The organism is Pseudoalteromonas sp. T1lg76 (genome assembly GCF_002964725.1).
Lineage (GTDB): Bacteria > Pseudomonadota > Gammaproteobacteria > Enterobacterales > Alteromonadaceae > Pseudoalteromonas.
This window is the reverse complement of record NZ_PQCE01000012.1, coordinates 121,161-137,797: the sequence shown is the minus strand read 5'-3', so window position 1 is coordinate 137,797 and position 16,637 is coordinate 121,161. Positions and strand designations below refer to the sequence as shown.

The following is a 16,637-nucleotide window of genomic DNA, read 5'->3' as shown; positions in this document are numbered from 1 at the left end:
TTACGGCCAAGCGTACTAGAATGAAGTCAAAGTTACTCTAATGTTGTCAGTATGACGTATTTTACCTTGTCAAACGAGTCCCTCTACACTTTTGCAATTTGCTTTGTGGCCATTGCCTTAGTGCTGTTTCTGCTGCGTATCTACACCCAGGTCAAGGCGCGACAAACCCTCAGTGAAGAGCTTGCCCAGCGCGATAACTTCGCCCTCGGCATCAGTTACGCCAGTTATTTGCTTTCTCTGGTGCTGGTCATAGGTTATCTACTCGACGACTTCTCCCTCGCCGTAATGAAGCAATCACCCTGGAAGGTGCCTTTTTTATTGCTGTTGATGATGCTGTTTATCAAGGTAGGTCAGGCCATACATCGCAAATGGATATTGAATCGTTTTAACGAAGAAAAGGCGATTTTAAAGCAAAACGTCTGTGCCGCCATGGTCGACTCCGGCATGTTGCTAGGCAACAGCATAGTAGTTATTGGATTAGTTAACTGGTCGCAAACCAATAGCCTATACTCTTTGCTAGTGGTGTCAGTCAGCTTTTTAATGTTGCAGTGCATGTTTGCCTTAGACAGCAAAATACGCGAGGCGCGCTTTGCTAAATTTAACCAGGGCGCATCACTGCAGAATAACTTTAACCTGGAAAACACCTCTATCGGCATCCGCTATGCGGGCAAGTCACTGGGTATGGCTCTGGCCATCTATGCCGGGCTTGCCAGTGCGACTTACCACAGCGGCAAGATGGTAGAAAACGTTTTTACATTGGCGGTACACTGTGGTCTGATGTGGATACTGGTTATGGCAATGTCACGGGTAGTACTTTTAATCGTGCTCTATCGCGTCAATACCGGTGTAGAAGTTGATCATCAGGATAATGTCGGCATAGCCGCGGTTGAGTTTTCGGTGCATTGCGCCATGGGCTATTTACTGATTCAATTTTTTGCATAGTGCATAAGGGCTCCCATGAACTTAAGCAATTTTCTCCTACTCGACGGTGATCCCCTGCTTAGTAATGCTTTTTGCACTCGAGTTGACAGTTCACAAGTGATTGTCGCTGGCGCCAATACCCGCCACATGGTTAAGCTTATGTTTGACCAACAGGCCAAGGATTATTGCTACTGTGATTTTACCAATGAAATCAGCGTTGCCGAGTTATCCAGTTACCTGTCGCGACATCATAAGATTGCCGGTGTGCTTATTTTTGCCGAGGTCTATAAGAGCGCCAACGACACCTTTAAATGGATAATTGATTCCCTGCATCCCAAGCGCTATCTGATCGAACAACACGACCAACATTACCACCTTGAACCTCTAGACACTCCCTTTCGCCACAACCACTTAAGCTGCAATCAGGACCCAGATTCACTTGCGCATTTAGGCGACTAGTTTAGACTGTCGCAAAACCCCCTTTAGAGCATTCATATGAGAGTTCCGCATATTTATGAACCGGCATCCCTAGAACAAGGCATAGAGCTCGACCTAGGTGATGACGCCGCCGGACATATTGGCCGCGTGCTGCGCATGCAAAGCGGCGACCAGATCAGCCTGTTTAACGGTGAGGGAGGCGAGTATTTATGTGAAATTCTGATCGCCAGTAAAAAACAGCTTCGTGTCAAGGTGCTTGAATTCAATGACTTCGAGTGCGAATCCCCCTTGGCGATTCACCTTGGTCAGGTGATCTCCCGTGGCGATAAGATGGATTTCACCATTCAGAAATCCGTAGAGCTGGGAGTCAGCGAAATTACCCCCTTATTTAGCGAGCGCTGCGGGGTAAAATTGGCAGCGGACAGACTGGCTAAAAAGCATCAGCAATGGCAGAAAATAGCCATCGCCGCGGCGGAGCAATGTGGTCGCAACCGCATTACCACAATCCACGAGCCCATGACTTTAGAGCAATGGCTGCAACAAAGCACCAAAGCCACTAAACTTACCTTACACCCCCGCGCCGAGCACAGCATTAAAACCTTGGCCGCACCGAGCTCAGGCGTGCGCTTTTTAGTTGGTCCGGAAGGTGGTTTCAGCGATGAAGAAATCGCCTCAAGCCACAATAATGGTTTTATCGATATCCGACTTGGCCCTCGGGTACTGCGTACGGAAACGGCGGCATTAACCGTACTCAGCGCGTTACAGTTGGAATTTGGCGACCTCGGCAATTGATTTTGTCCGCCGCCAACCCCATTACATAATTAGAATTTTTTTAAGCGAGCATAGCAATGGCAATAAAACTGGGCATTATCAGCGACCCAATTTCTGGATTTAACATTAAAAAAGACACCGGCTTTGCGATGATGATGGAAGCGCATAAGCGAGGTTATGAGCTGTATTATATTGAAATGGACGACCTGTTTTTACGCCAGGGCCGTGCCTATGCTCATGCCGCTAAAGCTGCAGTGTTCGATAATCCTGAAAAGTGGTACGAATTGCAGCCCCAGGCCGATATTGCCCTAGGCGAGCTGGATATCATCTTGATGCGCAAGGATCCGCCGTTTGATACCGAGTACGTATATGCCACCTATATTTTAGAGCGTGCCGAGCTAGAAGGCGCCTTGGTGGTGAATAAGCCACAAAGCCTGCGTGATGCCAACGAAAAGCTCTACACCGCCTGGTTTAGCGAGTTTACCCCGGATACCCTGGTAACCCGCTCGGCCAAGCAAATTCGCCACTTCCTTGGCGAGCATGGCGATATCATTCTTAAGCCTTTAGATGGCATGGGCGGCGCTTCTATTTTCCGCGTAAAACATGATGATGCCAATATCGGGGTGATCATCGAGACCTTGACCGAGCACGGCAGTCGCTATGCCATGGCACAAAATTATATCCCAGCGATCAAAGACGGCGATAAGCGCGTATTGGTAGTGGATGGTGAGGTGATCCCTTATTGTTTGGCCCGTATTCCGCAAAAAGGCGAAACGCGAGGCAACCTGGCCGCTGGTGGTCGTGGTGAAGTACGCCCGCTTAGCGATGATGAGCGTCGCATTGCCGAAGCCCTGGCACCAACTCTAAAAGCCAAGGGGTTGCTGTTTGTTGGTTTGGACATAATCGGCGATAAACTTACCGAAGTGAATGTCACCGCTCCGACTTGTGTGAAAGAAATCGAGGGCGAAACCGGTATATCTATTACAGGGCAGTTTTTTGATGCGTTGGAGCGTAAGCTCACGCCAGCTTAATTAAGGTACGCCTATGCAATCATTAACGAACCACTTTTTGATAGCCATGCCGTCGATGCAAGATCCCTTTTTCAAGCACGCGGTGGCCTACATTTGCGAGCACAATGATGATGGTGCCATGGGTTTGGTGATCAACCAGCCCATAGATGTGACCGTGGGCGAGTTGCTCGACAAGGTCGAGATAGATAACGACAAAAGCAGCCAGGCAGCAGGCCATCAAGTTTTTGCTGGCGGGCCGGTAAAAACTGACCGTGGTTTTGTACTGCACACCCCAAAACCCGGCTATGCTTCGTCGCAGGAGTTAAGCTCAGAAATCATGATCACCACCTCCAAGGATGTGCTTGCCAGCCTGACCACCAGCGATGCACCACAGGACTTTATAATCACCCTGGGCTATGCCGGTTGGGATGAAGGTCAGCTGGAAAAAGAGCTGCTGGAGAATACCTGGTTGATCATAGAGGCCGACCCGCAGATCATCTTTAACACTCCCATTAATGAGCGCTGGCACAAGGCCCTGGCTTTGGTGGGCATAGATGCAGACAAACTAAGCCTTGAGGCCGGACACGCATGAGTAACAGCAGTAGAGCGCCACAGGGACAACGCAGCGTGATGGGTTTTGACTTTGGCACCAAAAGCATAGGCGTGGCCATTGGCCAGGAGCTTACCGGTACCGCCAATGCCCTGCGCGCTATCAAGGCCCGTGACGGCATTCCCAACTGGGATGATATTCGCGCCCTGGTCAACGAATGGCAACCGGATTTACTGGTGGTGGGTCTGCCATTGAATATGGATGGCACAGAGCAAGACCTGACCCACCGCGCCCGCAAGTTTGCCAATCGCCTGCATAACCAAACTGGTTTACAGGTCGACACCCAGGACGAGCGCCTGACCACGGCAGCGGCCAAGGAGCATTTATTTGCCTCTGGCGGCTATCGCAACCTACGCAAGGATAATATCGACAACGCCTCGGCGGTGTTGATCCTCGAAAGTTATTTTTCCGCCGCCTACGGCGAATAAAGCCTTGTAGGTCGGGCTTGTAGCCCGACAATGGATTTACGACACATTTCGTCGGCCTGCAGGCCGACCTACAACGGATACAATAAGGGCGACCATGCGGTCGCCCTTAATTATTTATGCAGGTTTTTATGCCTGATTTAAAACTTATCGTCGTCGCTGCTTAAGCCGTCAACGGTCACACCTTGCAAGAAGCCGGCGCCCTGTTGGTCATTACTACGCAACTTGATCATCAAACGCAGATCGTTTGGCGAGTCCGCATGGTGTAGCGCATCGGCATAATTGATGCGTTTTTCCTGATAGTGGTTGAATAACGCCTGGTCGAAGGTCTGCATACCGATTTGCGTCGACTTGGCCATCACCTCTTTAATCGAGCCGATTTCACCTTTTTTGATAAGCTCGGCCACCATGGGTGAGTTCAGCAACACCTCGATTGCCGCCACACGGCCATTGCCGTCTGTGGTGGGGATCAACTGCTGGGCGATAATGGCGCGCAAGTTCAATGCCAGGTCATATTTCAGCTTCTCGTGCTTTTCTTTTGGCACCAGATGCATAATACGGTCGATGGCTTGGTTAGCATTGTTGGCGTGCAGGGTTGCCACACACAAGTGACCGGTTTCGGCAAAGGCAAGAGCATATTCCATGGTCTCTTGCGAGCGAATTTCACCGATAAGGATCACATCCGGGGCCTGACGCAGGGAGCTTTTCAGCGCCGCTTCAAAGCTTTCCGTATCCAGACCCACCTCACGCTGAGTAATGATACTCTTATTATGTTCATGGACGAATTCAATCGGGTCCTCTATGGTCAGAATGTGACCCTTTTGATTGCGGTTACGATAACCTAGCAGTGCCGCCATTGACGTCGACTTACCCGTACCCGTACCACCAACAAACAACACCAGACCCCGTTTTTTCATGATCACATCGGTTAATACCGATGGTAGGCCGAGGTCTTCCGCATTAGGAATAACCGTGTTAATACGACGAATAACCATACCCGCCTGATCGCGCTGCCAAAATGCCGATACCCGGAAGCGGCCTTCTTCGGTGGCGATGGCGAAGTTACATTCTTTGGTGCTATGGAATTCATTGATCTGCTTGTCGGTCATGGCCGACTCAACCAGAGTCAGGGCCTCTTCATCGTTCAATACATGCTCGTCTAGCGGCGTAAGCTCACCATTGACCTTGGCGCTCACTGGTAAACCACTAGAAACAAATACGTCCGACGCCTCCAGGGCGACCATCTTATGCAGATGATGTGATAATGACTGTAACATTGTTGATTTCTATCCTACATACGGCCCGATAAACCGAACTGGGTTTTATCATGGGCTTTAGCTTTAGCTGCTTGAGTACTGATCAGGCCACGGTTCAATAATTCGTGTAAACACTGATCCATGGTTTGCATGCCGTGGGCGGCACCGGTTTGTATGGATGAATACATCTACGCAATCTTATCTTCACGAATAAGGTTACGAATCGCCGGAATGCCTATCATGATCTCATGGGCGGCAATACGGCCACCGGAAACTTTTTTCAGCAGGGTTTGCGAGATAACCGCACGCAATGATTCCGAAAGCATAGAACGCACCATGTCTTTCTCTTCACCGGGGAATACGTCGATAATACGGTCTATGGTTTTTGGCGCCGAGGTGGTGTGCAGGGTGCCGAATACCAGGTGACCGGTTTCCGCCGCCGTCATTGCCAGACGAATGGTTTCCAAATCCCGTAGCTCACCCACCAGAATTACGTCGGGGTCTTCACGCAATGCACTACGCAGTGCGGCGTTAAAGCTATGGGTATCGCGGTGTACTTCCCGTTGGTTGATCAAACATTGTTTATTTTGGTGTACAAATTCGATCGGGTCTTCAATGGTCAGAATATGATCGTGACGGTTGCTGTTGATGTAATCGATCATCGCCGCCAGGGTAGTTGATTTACCCGAACCTGTCGGCCCTGTCACCAGTACCAAACCACGCGGGTTGTCCGAGATAGTTTTGAAAATCTCAGGTGCACCTAAGTCTTCCAGGGTGAGAACTTCGTTCGGGATGGTACGAAACACAGCCGCAGGACCACGGTTGGTATTAAAGGCATTAACACGAAAACGCGCAAGATTTGGCACTTCAAACGAAAAATCCACTTCCAGCTTTTCTTCGTATTCTTTGCGCTGTTTATCGTTCATAATGTCATAGACGAGCCCACTAACTTCTTTTGCTTCCAGCACGGGAATATTAATGCGGCGCACGTCACCGTCGACACGGATCATAGGTGACACACCAGCAGAAAGGTGTAAATCCGAGGCCTTGTGTTGCACACTAAAGGCCAGTAATTCGGTAATATCCATAAATAGGACTCCACAACCAACTGATAACTTTATGGTTACAATAGCAGAACGACTCGATGCCGCCTATGACAGAATAGCTCATGCGGCAAAAAAAAGCGGCCGTGATTATAATGACATCACTTTAATCGCCGTTTCTAAGAAAAAACCCTTAGAAGATATTCTAGCGGCTTTTGAGCATGGTCACAGAGAATTTGCAGAATCTTATGTGCAAGAAGGGGTTGAGAAGGTTCGCCAGCTTAGTGATATAAGAATATAGTATGGCACTTTATCGGCCCGATTCAGAGCAACAAAAGTAAGGCCATCGCCGAACACTTTAGCTGGGTGCAAAGTATCGACCGAGAAAAGATAGCAAGGCGTCTTAACGAGCAACGTCCTAGTAACATGAAACCTCTGCAGGTGTTAATTCAAGTTAACATAGACGAAGACCCCAATAAATCCGGTTGCTTGCTTGATGAAGTACCGGCTCTGGCTGCCTTAATCGAGAACTGCAAACAGTTAAATTTGCGCGGTTTGATGGCCATTCCGGCACAAACACCAGACTTTGACGCACAATTACAATCTTTTAAGCAATTAAGTGCTTGCTTTGATAGACTAAAGGACCAATATCCACAGCTCGACACCCTGTCTATGGGCATGAGTGGCGACATGGATGCGGCAATCGCCGCCGGCTCCACCATGGTGCGCATTGGCACCGCCATTTTTGGCGAACGTGAGCAATAGCACTTAGGCGCCGAACATCGAATAACACAAGATTTGAGGTCTATATGTCACAGCAAACCATCGCGTTTATCGGTACTGGAAACATGAGTTACGCCATCATTGGCGGCATGGTGAAAAATGGCTTTGCCAAAGAGCAGATCATTGCCACCAATCGTAATCAGGAAAAACTCGCGAAGGTGGCCGCGGACTTTGGTGTACGCACCACCGCCGATAATATTGAAGCCCTGCAACAGGCCGACATCATAGTTTTGTCGGTTAAACCCCAGATGATGGCCGAGTTGGCACAAAGCTTTATTGCCGCTGGGGTCGACTTCAGCGACAAGGTCTTTATTTCCGTTGCCGCCGGTATCACGGTGAAACGTCTACAGGAAATGCTGAGCCACCCGGTAAAAATGGTGCGCTGCATGCCAAACACGCCTTCGCTGCTTGGTCGTGGCGTCAGCGGTCTGTATGCCGAAGGCACCAGCGACGATGAGAACCAGTTTATTGAAGCCGTGTTTAAAAGCACAGGCCTGGTGGTCTGGGTCGATAAAGAAGAGCAAATCAATGACATCATAGCCGTCACCGGCTCGTCACCGGCCTATTTCTTCTTGTTTATGGAAGCCATTGAACAAAAAGCGATTGAGCTGGGCTTTAATGCCGAGCAAGCACGCGCTCTGGTACAGCAAACCGCTCTGGGTGCGGCGGAGATGGCTCTGTCGCAAACGGATATCAGCATCGCCCAGTTACGCGCCAATGTAACCTCCAAAGGCGGCACCACCCACGCTGCGGTGGAGCACCTTAAGGCGCATGGCTTAGTTGAAAACGTCTCCGGCGCCATGGATGCATGCATTGCCCGCGCCCAGGAGATGGAACAAGAAATTTAATTTTTATTAAGGCTGAACGCATGAACTCAGTGCATTTTTTAGTTGGCATCCTGTTTGATTTATTCCTTATGGTGGTGCTTCTGCGCTTTTGGCTGCAGGCGGCACGCGCGGACTTTTACAACCCGCTCAGCCAGTTTGTGGTGAAAGCCACCAGCTTTGCCGTTAATCCGCTGCGCAAGGTGATCCCCGGCTTTGCCGGTTTAGACATTGCTTCCCTGGTACTGGCCTTTATCGTCGCCTTTGCCAAGGTAGCCACCCTGTTGCTGATGTTTGGCGAAGGCTGGAATACCAGCTTAGTGCTGATGGGCGGTGTGTTCACCCTTATCCGCGAGGCCTTGCAGCTGCTGTTCTGGGTGTTGATCATTCGCGCCATCCTAAGCTGGGTGAGCCAGGGCTATAACCCTATCGAAGCCATCTTCCATCAGTTGACCGAGCCCATGCTACGGCCGATAAGAAAGGTGATCCCTCCCATCGGCGGCTTAGACCTGTCGATCCTGGTGCTGATCATCGGCTTACAATTTTTGCAGTTCTTATTAATGGATTTAACCCGTTAATCATGTCTCGGGCGGCACTAGTTCGCCCGATTTCTGATACACTTACTGAGTAGACCTTATAGTACTCACAACACAGGAGTGGCAGCTATGAAAGCCCTGCTATACAGCCTAATTTTAAGCCTTCTGTGCATGGCACCAAGCTATGCGGCGCAAAACGAAGTTCAAGGCGGTCAGTTTAAAAACCTTGGCCATTGGCAAGTTCACTATATTGCCTTTCCCTCAACCACTATTACGCCTCAGGTAGCCCGCAGCTATAACTTAGAACGCGCCGGCGACCGAGCCCTGATTAATATTTCCGTGCTCAAGAACGACAAGCCGCAAACCGTGGCCATTTCCGGTGTGGCGAAAAACCTGCTGGGACAAAGCGAGGAACTTGAATTCCAGGAAATCAAAGAAGGCGACAGCGTTTACTATATCGCCCAGATGCGTTTTGAAGATGAAGAAACCTACCGCTTTGAAATTACCCTGACTCAGGGTACGACAGTGGAAGTGCTGCGCTTTCATCAAAAGCTATACAAAGATTAAGAGAGAACAGATGACAACTTGGGTGCTTGCCACCGGCAACAAGGGTAAGGTTGCCGAGCTCAGCGCGCTATTAAGCGACTTACATATCACCATAAAGCCACAAAGCGACTTTGACGTTAGTGATGTAGCCGAGACAGGCACCACCTTCGTGGAAAACGCCATTATCAAAGCCCGTCACGCCAGTGCGCAAACGGGCTTGCCGGCCATTGCCGACGACTCGGGCCTAATTGTCGATGCCCTCGATGGCGCCCCCGGCGTCTACAGTGCCCGCTATGGTGGCCCAGGTGCCAGCGACGGTGATAATATCGATAAACTGTTGCTGGATATGCAGGGGCTAACAAAGCGCAGTGCGCGCTTTTGCTGCGTGCTGGTGTTAATGCGCCACAAAGACGACCCATTGCCGCTGATCTGTCAGGCTACCTGGGAAGGCGAGATCACCGAACAGCGCAGTGGTTTTGAAGGCTTTGGTTATGATCCCGTGTTTAAGGTCAAAGGCCTGAATAAAACCAGTGCCGAGCTGACCAAGGCCGAGAAAAACGCCATTAGCCATCGCGGCCAGGCATTACAGCTGCTACTTGCTCAATTGCAGGGTTAACGCGTGACCCTGCCTCCATTAAGTCTATACATACATATTCCCTGGTGCGTACAAAAATGCCCTTACTGCGACTTTAATAGTCACGGTCAAAAAGGACAGCAGATCCCCGAACAGGAATATGTACAGCACCTGCTTGCCGACTTGCGCACCGATGCCCCGCTTGCGGCCGGACGTCCTATTCACAGTATTTTTATCGGTGGCGGTACTCCGAGTTTGTTATCGGGCGACGCACTGCAAACCCTGCTCGATGGCGTGCGCAAACTTACGCCGCTGGCCGACAATGCAGAAATCACCCTGGAAGCCAACCCGGGCACCGTGGAGTTCGGGCGCTTTGCCGACTATGTTAAGGCCGGTGTGAATCGTATTTCCATCGGCGTGCAGTCCATGCAGCAGGATAAGCTCAAGGCCCTGGGGCGCATCCACAGTGCCGATGAAGCCAAGCGTGCGGCCGAACAGGCCCATCAGGTGGGGCTGCGCAGCTTCAACCTTGATTTAATGCATGGCCTGCCTGGGCAGAGCATAGACGATGCCCTTGGCGACTTACGTCAGGTTATCGCCTTAAATCCGCCGCATATATCCTGGTATCAGTTGACCATAGAACCCAATACCCAGTTTTATTCCAAGCCGCCGACCCTGCCCGAAGACGACACCCTGTGGCAGATACAGGAGTTGGGTCAGGACCTGTTGCGCGAGGCTGGTTATCAGCAGTATGAAATATCTGGTTACGCAAAACCCGGCCATCAATGCCAACACAACTTGAATTATTGGCGGTTTGGCGATTATATAGGCATAGGTTGTGGCGCCCATGGCAAAATAACCACACCCGATGGCGACATAGTGCGCACCGAGAAGGTGAAGCACCCGCGCGGTTATATGGATCTTACCAAGCCCTATTTATATAAGCAGTGGTCCGTTACCGACGACGAGCGACCCTTTGAGTTTATGATGAACCGTTTGCGTTTAGCTGAGCCCTGCCCCCTTGCAGAGTTCCAACAATACACGGGGTTAGACCTAAGCCAGATTGAAACTCAGTTACAAGCGGCGCAGCAGCAAGGCTTGCTCAGTCGTGACAGCACCCATATTCGGGTGACCGAGCGCGGCCATAGGTATCTTAATGAGCTGCTGGAAATGTTCGTTTAATAACAATAACTAGGATTTGGACAATGAAATTAACAGGTTTGCTTTTAGCTATTTTTTTATTGAGCCCTTGGGCTTACGGTGAACAAGCAAACCCTGTTATTCAAGACTTTGGTTACTTTTATCAGGTACCAGAGCATGCCACCATAGCTGCGGATACCCGCTTTAAAATCGCCTTCGATGTGGCCCCTGCGGCCAAGGCCGGCGAGCAAAATAACCATATCAATTCCCTGGCGCGCTTTATTAATATGCATGTGGCGCACGGGGTTAAGCCAGAACACATTGAATTAGCCCTGGTTGTTCATGGTGGCGCCTCGGTCGATGTGCTGAGCAATAAATTCTATAAAGAGCGATTCGGGGTGGATAACAAAAATCAGGCCCTGATCAGACAATTACTGGATAACAACACCCAGGTCTTTGTGTGCGGTCAGTCTGCAACCCATTATAAAATCAGTGCCGAGCAGTTGGTCCCCGGTGTACAAATGGCGCTTTCCGCCATGACCGCCCATGCGCAACTGCAGCAGCAAGGCTACACATTAAATCCATTTTAAAACCGCTCCCATCGGAGCCTTAAAACAACAAGATTATTTTAACTTTCGCGGGGCATCTGCCTTCGCACAACAACAAGTGAAAGGATAGGTAAAATAACTATGCGCAAGCTAACACTTATCGCCGCAGCCATCAGCGCCACACTGCTGGCCGGTTGCCAAAACACACAAAACACCAGCACACCGGCCGCAACGCCAGCGCCGGTACAAGAGATTGCTCAAAGCGAAGTCGAAAAAGCCAACGCTTTTTTTGAAGAAGTCTTTAACCGCAACATCATGCGCAGCCCTACATTCCAAACTTATATGGGTATTAAAAAAGACTATGATAAGTGGGATGACGAAAGCGAAGAGCGCGCCCTAGAAGACCTGGCTCTGGCCAAGGCAGATCTGGAAATGCTGAAAACCATCGACCGCAGCAAGCTCGACGCCACTACACAGGTGAGCTACGACCTGATGCAGCAAAACCTTGAAGAAGGCATTAATGATTTCCAATGGCGCTACCACACCTACCCGGTAAACCAGATGTATGGTACCCACTCCATGGTGGCGGCGTTTTTAATTAACCAGCACAGCATTGCCAATGTAGAAGAAGCAAAGGCGTATATCGCCCGTTTAAACGGCGTGCCTAAGCTGTTTGCCCAGTTGGAAGAAAACCTAGAAACCCGTGCCAGCAAGGGTATTATTGCGCCTAAGTTCGTGTTCCCCCATGTGATTGAAGCGAGCCAAAACATCATTACCGGCGCGCCGTTTGGTGGCGAGCAGGACTCAACCCTGCTGGCCGACTTTAAACGCAAAATCGAAAAGCTAGAGATCGATACAGAGCAAAAGCAAGCCCTTATCGCCGAGGCCACCGAAGCCCTTAAGGTCTCGGTTAAGCCGGCCTACGCCAGCCTTATCGGTTACTTGCAGCAGCTTGAAAAGCGTGCCGATGAGCGCGACGGCGCCTGGAAGTTCCCTGACGGTAAAACCTTCTATAACACCATGCTTGAGCGCACCACCACCACCGACCTAACGGCAGAGCAAATCCACGCCATTGGCCTTGCCGAGGTGCAGCGTATCCATGATGAAATGCGTGCCATCAAGGAAAAGGTCGGTTTCGAGGGCGATCTCAAAGCCTTTATGGAATTTATGAAAACCGACAAGCAGTTCTACTATCCGGATACCCAAGAAGGCCGCGATGCTTACTTGGCCGAAGCGGTACGCGTAATCGATGATATGAAGAGTCGTTTAGACGAGCTGTTTATCGTGAAGCCTAAGGCAGATTTAACCGTGAAGGCGGTAGAAGCTTTCCGTGAAAAGTCTGCGGGTAAAGCCTTCTATCAGCAGCCTGCGCCGGATGGCTCACGCCCGGGCGTTTACTATGCCAACCTGTACGATATGGAAGCCATGCCGACCTATCAATTGGAAGCCCTGGCGTATCACGAAGGGATCCCAGGTCACCATATGCAAATCGCCATTGCCCAAGAGCTTGAAGGCGTACCTAGTTTCCGTAAGTTTGGCCGCTTCACCGCCTACACCGAGGGCTGGGGACTGTACTCTGAGCTACTGCCAAAAGAAATGGGCCTATACCAAGACCCTTACTCGGACTTTGGTCGCCTGGCCATGGAACTATGGCGCGCCTGTCGCCTGGTTGTTGATACAGGTATCCACGCCAAACGTTGGACGCGTCAGCAAGGCATCGATTTCTACGTAAACAACACACCGAATGCCACCTCGGATGCGGTGAAAATGGTTGAGCGTCATATCGTAATGCCATCACAAGCCACAGCCTACAAGGTCGGCATGCTGAAGATCGTTGAGCTGCGTGAAGAAGCGAAAAAGGCTCTGGGTGACAAGTTCGATATTCGTCAGTTCCACGACGTGGTATTGAAAAACGGCCCGGTACCGTTAAACCTGCTTGAAGAAATGGTGGCCGAATGGGTTGCTAAGAAGCAAGCCGCCTAATCTTACTAATGAGATTGGAATGAAAAAACGCCGGTCAGTGACCGGCGTTTTTTATTTTCGTCCCCGCCACATCACCAGCCCGGAAACCACAAAGAATAACGGTAATAGGCTCAGCAACAACCAGAGCACCTGCACTATGGGCCCGGCAAAATCACCGATATGAAACTTGTATTTAAAATTCCATACCTGAGTAGGCAGATTGGCGGCGGCGCCATCGAAACTATTAATCACTTGCGCGCTGTAAGGATTCACCCAGACCCAGGAATAGGCATGGCTTTCTCCGGGTTGTTTGAGGCGCAGCGCCAAAGGCTTTTCCGGGCTTTTGGGGAAATAAATGCGAAACAAGGCAGCCTCAGGAAACACGGCCAAGCCCTTTTCAAACGCCTCTTGGAAGTGCGTTTGCGCCATGGGGGCAATGTCATCAACCTGAGGGCGGGATTCAACCTGCCCCGGCAGCACGGCGTTGACCACGGCCTGTGTCGGTGCCTTCCAGTTAAAGGCAATGCCGGAAAAGGCGATAAGTAGCAAGGGCAAGCAGGTATACACGCCGAGCACATGGTGAACCTGACGGTTGATCACCTGGGCCTTGGCGCGTCGGTTTATCTTCAGGCGTTTTAAGCGCTGCTTGGGCTTGGCCCAGAGATAAAAACCGACCAAGAGCACCAGCATAAAGCCCAGCGCCATGGTTGACACCCAGTTGCGCAGCGGCATTTTGCCCTCACCGTCGCGCCATAATAACCAGCGATGCAAACCCATGGTAAAGCCGTACAAGGTGTCGTAATAAGCGTAGCTATGCAGCACCTCTCCCGTGCTTGGCTCCAGGCTCGCATAACTGTCATCGGCCAGCCTTGCCTGCCAGGCCCAGCGGCTATCTTCTTCTATACTGATAAACTCTATCTTTTGCCCGCTCTGCTCCTGTACTTTTTGATACAGGGTATCCAGATCCAAGGGCGCCTCAGATGTGGCGCGCTGCCACAGCTCAGGATTCACCGCCAGTTGGATATCCTTGGCATAGATCAAAAGCGCCCCGGTGAGTGACATCAGCACTAAAAAAACGCTGATCACCAGCGCCAGGGTCAAATGAATTTTTCGTGCTACGCGTTTCAAACTGCAATTCCATTGGCTAACAACCCGGTCATTTTAAATGATAATAGGTATCATTACTATAGAGGAGGAAGTTTATTCTGCCTCCGGCCCTGATGCGAACACGAATAGGTTTGACCTTAAAAGCTAGTAAGGATTCTGCACAGAGGCTTGAGTTAGGGTGAAGGCATGATCACCAAAGGCTTGTTCCGAAACCATTGCAATTTTCGGTTCAAGCCATTATTTGGGCGTTAGCACATAACTACTTTTTCAATACAGGATAGCCTTGGGTATACACCCAGTCAGTATCCTTGGCTGGCATATGACAGCTTAAGCAGTCATTTTTGTAGTTGGTGGCTACATTTTTCGTCGGATTATCAGGTTTAAATAATGCCCACCCCCAACCGTCTCCCCACAAGGGGTTGTCCGCAAACCTGTTTTTACCGTCCTTGACCATCACAAACCATTGTTTGATCTGTCCACTCTCGTAACTGACGCCTTGGCCGGTCGTAAAATCACCGCTATCGGCCACCCTTAACTCCTTAATAATCACCGCCCCGTTGGGAAACTCGCCGGTGTTGCGATAGTGCTCTAACGTGCCCTCGCTGGCATAAACACCGTGAAAGCCACTGGCATCACCGCTGGGTACCAACCAGGAGCCAAGGTGGGTGGTTGAGGTTCGAAAATCGGTCGCTAAGGTAATATTTCCTTCTTTATCAACAAATTCTTTAGGTAGATCCTTTGCTAAAGCGCCATAGGGCAGGCCTGCGATAAGCCCACTCAACAATACAATTTTCACTTGATAAGGTTTCATATTGCTCTCCTATTGTTAATCTCTAAGGATAGTTAAAGGTTAAAATATAACCATGCAATATCATTCATACAGGCCTGTTTGAACGCTTGCATTAGACCTTCTCAAAAAGCTTGCTTCATAGGTTAGATCTGGTCGGTTCACCGACGTCAAGACAGAGGAAACACAAGGCTTTCGGCTAACCCTCGCCATCTTTAAAGTACGCTTATGAAAAAGTCCTAGCTGGCAAAAACTTGAACGATTTGTTATCAATATATGTGGAAACGAACGGGGAAAGGTGCATGCTGACTAATGCCGGCGTTGCCACTACCAAATTATGACAAGCTGTTTTTTACCTCACACTAGGATAGGGAAATTAAAATGAAAATTAACACGAGTTTGTTAGCGCTCTCTCTATTGGCTTCTGCCTCGGGCTTCGCTGCAGAGACTTACCAAGTCACTACTTCAGTCTATACAAATGGTGAATTGGTTGCTTCGCCTGTTGTGCTAGTGGAAGCGGACAAAGCGACTTCAATGACCATTGGCGAGAACTTTAGCTACAATTTGACTGTAAAGCCGAACCAAGATGAAACGGCAGATATTATTACGGCACTTACCCTTGAGAATGACACCCTCACCCCATCGTTCACGGTTGCCTATGGCAAAGAAGCCAGTATAGAAATTGGCACTCAAAAACTGACAATCTTGGTGAGTAGAGTTGACAACCAATAGCCGTCACCAAAAACGCGCCGGCTAGGCGCCCAACCCAGGATAAGTGGCAATAATAGGTACCAAATTGGGGAATGGTCAACCTAGAAAAGAAAGGTTTCTGGCCATTAGTGGTTCAAAAATTAACTATGCACATTAATACGTTAAAAAAACATGGAATAAGAATATGGAAATTATGGCATTTATCGGAATTGTAATATTTCTCATAGGTGGAATAGGTTTTCTAATAGCTGCGTTTAAAACCAATATCCTTTGGGGATTGGCGTGTCTATTTATCTCACCCGTTTCGATAATATATTTAATTTTGCACTGGTCAGAAGCTAAGAACCCATTCTTTCTTCAGCTTGCTGGACTTGCAGTCGTTCTTTTTTCTGGCTCTATGGGAGCGGATATAGCGTTAAATTAGAACTTCCCCGTTAATTTACTCCAAGCTCACAGGTATCGAACCTCCCGTTTAGATTCGCGCTTTCGATCTCAGATTTTGTTGTGGAGTGTGTCATTGAGAGTGAGGCACGATGCCGAGCTAGATTTATCATCACAGGGATGTGCTGTTAAATCGCCTCAAGGACTAAGCGGAACGTTTTACAAAACGCTGAGTTCGCAAGCATGAGCGAATCACGGGTGCCT

General features: G+C 49.8%; 18 protein-coding genes and 2 pseudogenes. 16 read left to right on the top strand and 4 right to left on the bottom strand.

What is annotated here, in order from left to right; translation table 11 throughout:
- Positions 1–51 precede the first annotated feature (51 nt).
- Genes C2M35_RS05670 through ruvX form a run of 6 tightly spaced genes read left to right on the top strand, consistent with a single transcriptional unit; the run spans position 52 to position 4,178 of the window.
- A complete protein-coding gene (locus C2M35_RS05670) occupies positions 52–942 on the top strand; it encodes a DUF350 domain-containing protein (RefSeq protein WP_105199618.1) in 891 nt (296 codons plus the stop codon).
- Between the two features lie 15 nt (positions 943–957).
- Positions 958–1,380 carry a hypothetical protein gene (locus C2M35_RS05665; RefSeq protein WP_105213268.1) on the top strand — a complete coding sequence of 141 codons (423 nt, stop codon included), beginning with the start codon at positions 958–960 and terminating at the stop codon, positions 1,378–1,380.
- A gap of 36 nt (positions 1,381–1,416) precedes the next feature.
- Positions 1,417–2,151, top strand: coding sequence for a 16S rRNA (uracil(1498)-N(3))-methyltransferase (gene rsmE, locus C2M35_RS05660; RefSeq protein ID WP_105264802.1), 735 nt, complete (start codon positions 1,417–1,419; stop codon positions 2,149–2,151).
- Between the two features lie 56 nt (positions 2,152–2,207).
- Positions 2,208–3,161: a glutathione synthase gene (gene gshB, locus C2M35_RS05655; RefSeq protein ID WP_105199615.1), complete on the top strand. Its 954-nt coding sequence runs from the start codon at positions 2,208–2,210 to the stop codon at positions 3,159–3,161.
- Between the two features lie 13 nt (positions 3,162–3,174).
- Entirely contained in the window at positions 3,175–3,732 is a 558-nt protein-coding gene (locus C2M35_RS05650) for a YqgE/AlgH family protein (protein ID WP_105199614.1), read from the top strand.
- Positions 3,729–4,178, top strand: a complete 450-nt coding sequence (ruvX, locus tag C2M35_RS05645; protein WP_105264801.1) for a Holliday junction resolvase RuvX — start codon at positions 3,729–3,731, stop codon at positions 4,176–4,178. Before C2M35_RS05650 ends, ruvX begins: the two co-directional genes overlap by 4 nt.
- 137 nt (positions 4,179–4,315) lie before the next feature.
- Here the strand turns inward: ruvX and C2M35_RS05640 are convergent, their stop codons facing one another.
- Positions 4,316–5,452 (bottom strand): PilT/PilU family type 4a pilus ATPase, encoded by a 1,137-nt coding sequence (locus C2M35_RS05640; RefSeq protein WP_105199612.1) that lies wholly within the window; start codon positions 5,450–5,452, stop codon positions 4,316–4,318.
- A 14-nt stretch (positions 5,453–5,466) separates the two neighbouring features.
- Positions 5,467–6,519, bottom strand: a pseudogene (locus tag C2M35_RS05635) (type IV pilus twitching motility protein PilT).
- Positions 6,520–6,550: 31 nt separating this feature from the next.
- Here C2M35_RS05635 and C2M35_RS05630 point away from each other — a divergent pair.
- From C2M35_RS05630 to C2M35_RS05595, 8 genes and pseudogenes are all read left to right on the top strand, one after another.
- Positions 6,551–7,239 (top strand): annotated as a pseudogene (locus C2M35_RS05630) (YggS family pyridoxal phosphate-dependent enzyme).
- A gap of 44 nt (positions 7,240–7,283) precedes the next feature.
- Positions 7,284–8,105, top strand: coding sequence for a pyrroline-5-carboxylate reductase (proC, locus tag C2M35_RS05625; RefSeq protein ID WP_105213274.1), 822 nt, complete (start codon positions 7,284–7,286; stop codon positions 8,103–8,105).
- Between the two features lie 20 nt (positions 8,106–8,125).
- On the top strand, positions 8,126–8,659 hold the full coding sequence (locus C2M35_RS05620) for a YggT family protein (RefSeq protein WP_105199608.1): 534 nt from the start codon (positions 8,126–8,128) through the stop codon (positions 8,657–8,659).
- Positions 8,660–8,746: 87 nt separating this feature from the next.
- Positions 8,747–9,184, top strand: a complete 438-nt coding sequence (locus tag C2M35_RS05615) for a DUF4426 domain-containing protein (protein ID WP_105199607.1) — start codon at positions 8,747–8,749, stop codon at positions 9,182–9,184.
- A gap of 10 nt (positions 9,185–9,194) precedes the next feature.
- A complete protein-coding gene (gene rdgB, locus C2M35_RS05610) occupies positions 9,195–9,779 on the top strand; it encodes an RdgB/HAM1 family non-canonical purine NTP pyrophosphatase (RefSeq protein WP_105199606.1) in 585 nt (194 codons plus the stop codon).
- A gap of 3 nt (positions 9,780–9,782) precedes the next feature.
- A complete protein-coding gene (gene hemW / locus C2M35_RS05605) occupies positions 9,783–10,919 on the top strand; it encodes a radical SAM family heme chaperone HemW (protein ID WP_105264800.1) in 1,137 nt (378 codons plus the stop codon).
- Positions 10,920–10,942: 23 nt separating this feature from the next.
- Positions 10,943–11,467: a DsrE family protein gene (locus C2M35_RS05600; RefSeq protein WP_105264799.1), complete on the top strand. Its 525-nt coding sequence runs from the start codon at positions 10,943–10,945 to the stop codon at positions 11,465–11,467.
- Between the two features lie 99 nt (positions 11,468–11,566).
- On the top strand, positions 11,567–13,408 hold the full coding sequence (locus C2M35_RS05595; protein WP_105264798.1) for a DUF885 domain-containing protein: 1,842 nt from the start codon (positions 11,567–11,569) through the stop codon (positions 13,406–13,408).
- Positions 13,409–13,459: 51 nt separating this feature from the next.
- Here C2M35_RS05595 and C2M35_RS05590 read toward each other — a convergent pair whose 3' ends face one another.
- A complete protein-coding gene (locus C2M35_RS05590) occupies positions 13,460–14,515 on the bottom strand; it encodes a PepSY-associated TM helix domain-containing protein (protein ID WP_105264797.1) in 1,056 nt (351 codons plus the stop codon).
- Between the two features lie 238 nt (positions 14,516–14,753).
- Complete coding sequence (locus tag C2M35_RS05585) at positions 14,754–15,305, bottom strand: cytochrome P460 family protein (protein ID WP_105264796.1); 552 nt, start codon at positions 15,303–15,305, stop codon at positions 14,754–14,756.
- A 357-nt stretch (positions 15,306–15,662) separates the two neighbouring features.
- Between C2M35_RS05585 and C2M35_RS05580 the strand changes: the two genes are divergently transcribed.
- Entirely contained in the window at positions 15,663–16,013 is a 351-nt protein-coding gene (locus C2M35_RS05580; RefSeq protein WP_105264795.1) for a hypothetical protein, read from the top strand.
- Between the two features lie 163 nt (positions 16,014–16,176).
- Positions 16,177–16,416, top strand: a complete 240-nt coding sequence (locus C2M35_RS05575) for a hypothetical protein (RefSeq protein ID WP_105199599.1) — start codon at positions 16,177–16,179, stop codon at positions 16,414–16,416.
- The last annotated feature ends 221 nt before the right edge of the window (positions 16,417–16,637 follow it).

Coding starts and splice junctions, on each gene's coding strand:
- C2M35_RS05600 (WP_105264799.1), top strand. CDS start 10,943: ATGAAATTAACAGGTTTGCTTTTAGCTATTTTTTTATTGAGCCCTTGG.
- C2M35_RS05585 (WP_105264796.1), bottom strand. CDS start 15,305: ATGAAACCTTATCAAGTGAAAATTGTATTGTTGAGTGGGCTTATCGCA.
- gshB (WP_105199615.1), top strand. CDS start 2,208: ATGGCAATAAAACTGGGCATTATCAGCGACCCAATTTCTGGATTTAAC.
- C2M35_RS05670 (WP_105199618.1), top strand. CDS start 52: ATGACGTATTTTACCTTGTCAAACGAGTCCCTCTACACTTTTGCAATT.
- C2M35_RS05595 (WP_105264798.1), top strand. CDS start 11,567: ATGCGCAAGCTAACACTTATCGCCGCAGCCATCAGCGCCACACTGCTG.
- C2M35_RS05665 (WP_105213268.1), top strand. CDS start 958: ATGAACTTAAGCAATTTTCTCCTACTCGACGGTGATCCCCTGCTTAGT.
- rdgB (WP_105199606.1), top strand. CDS start 9,195: ATGACAACTTGGGTGCTTGCCACCGGCAACAAGGGTAAGGTTGCCGAG.
- C2M35_RS05580 (WP_105264795.1), top strand. CDS start 15,663: ATGAAAATTAACACGAGTTTGTTAGCGCTCTCTCTATTGGCTTCTGCC.
- C2M35_RS05650 (WP_105199614.1), top strand. CDS start 3,175: ATGCAATCATTAACGAACCACTTTTTGATAGCCATGCCGTCGATGCAA.
- C2M35_RS05575 (WP_105199599.1), top strand. CDS start 16,177: ATGGAAATTATGGCATTTATCGGAATTGTAATATTTCTCATAGGTGGA.
- C2M35_RS05640 (WP_105199612.1), bottom strand. CDS start 5,452: ATGTTACAGTCATTATCACATCATCTGCATAAGATGGTCGCCCTGGAG.
- proC (WP_105213274.1), top strand. CDS start 7,284: ATGTCACAGCAAACCATCGCGTTTATCGGTACTGGAAACATGAGTTAC.
- C2M35_RS05620 (WP_105199608.1), top strand. CDS start 8,126: ATGAACTCAGTGCATTTTTTAGTTGGCATCCTGTTTGATTTATTCCTT.
- ruvX (WP_105264801.1), top strand. CDS start 3,729: ATGAGTAACAGCAGTAGAGCGCCACAGGGACAACGCAGCGTGATGGGT.
- rsmE (WP_105264802.1), top strand. CDS start 1,417: ATGAGAGTTCCGCATATTTATGAACCGGCATCCCTAGAACAAGGCATA.
- C2M35_RS05615 (WP_105199607.1), top strand. CDS start 8,747: ATGAAAGCCCTGCTATACAGCCTAATTTTAAGCCTTCTGTGCATGGCA.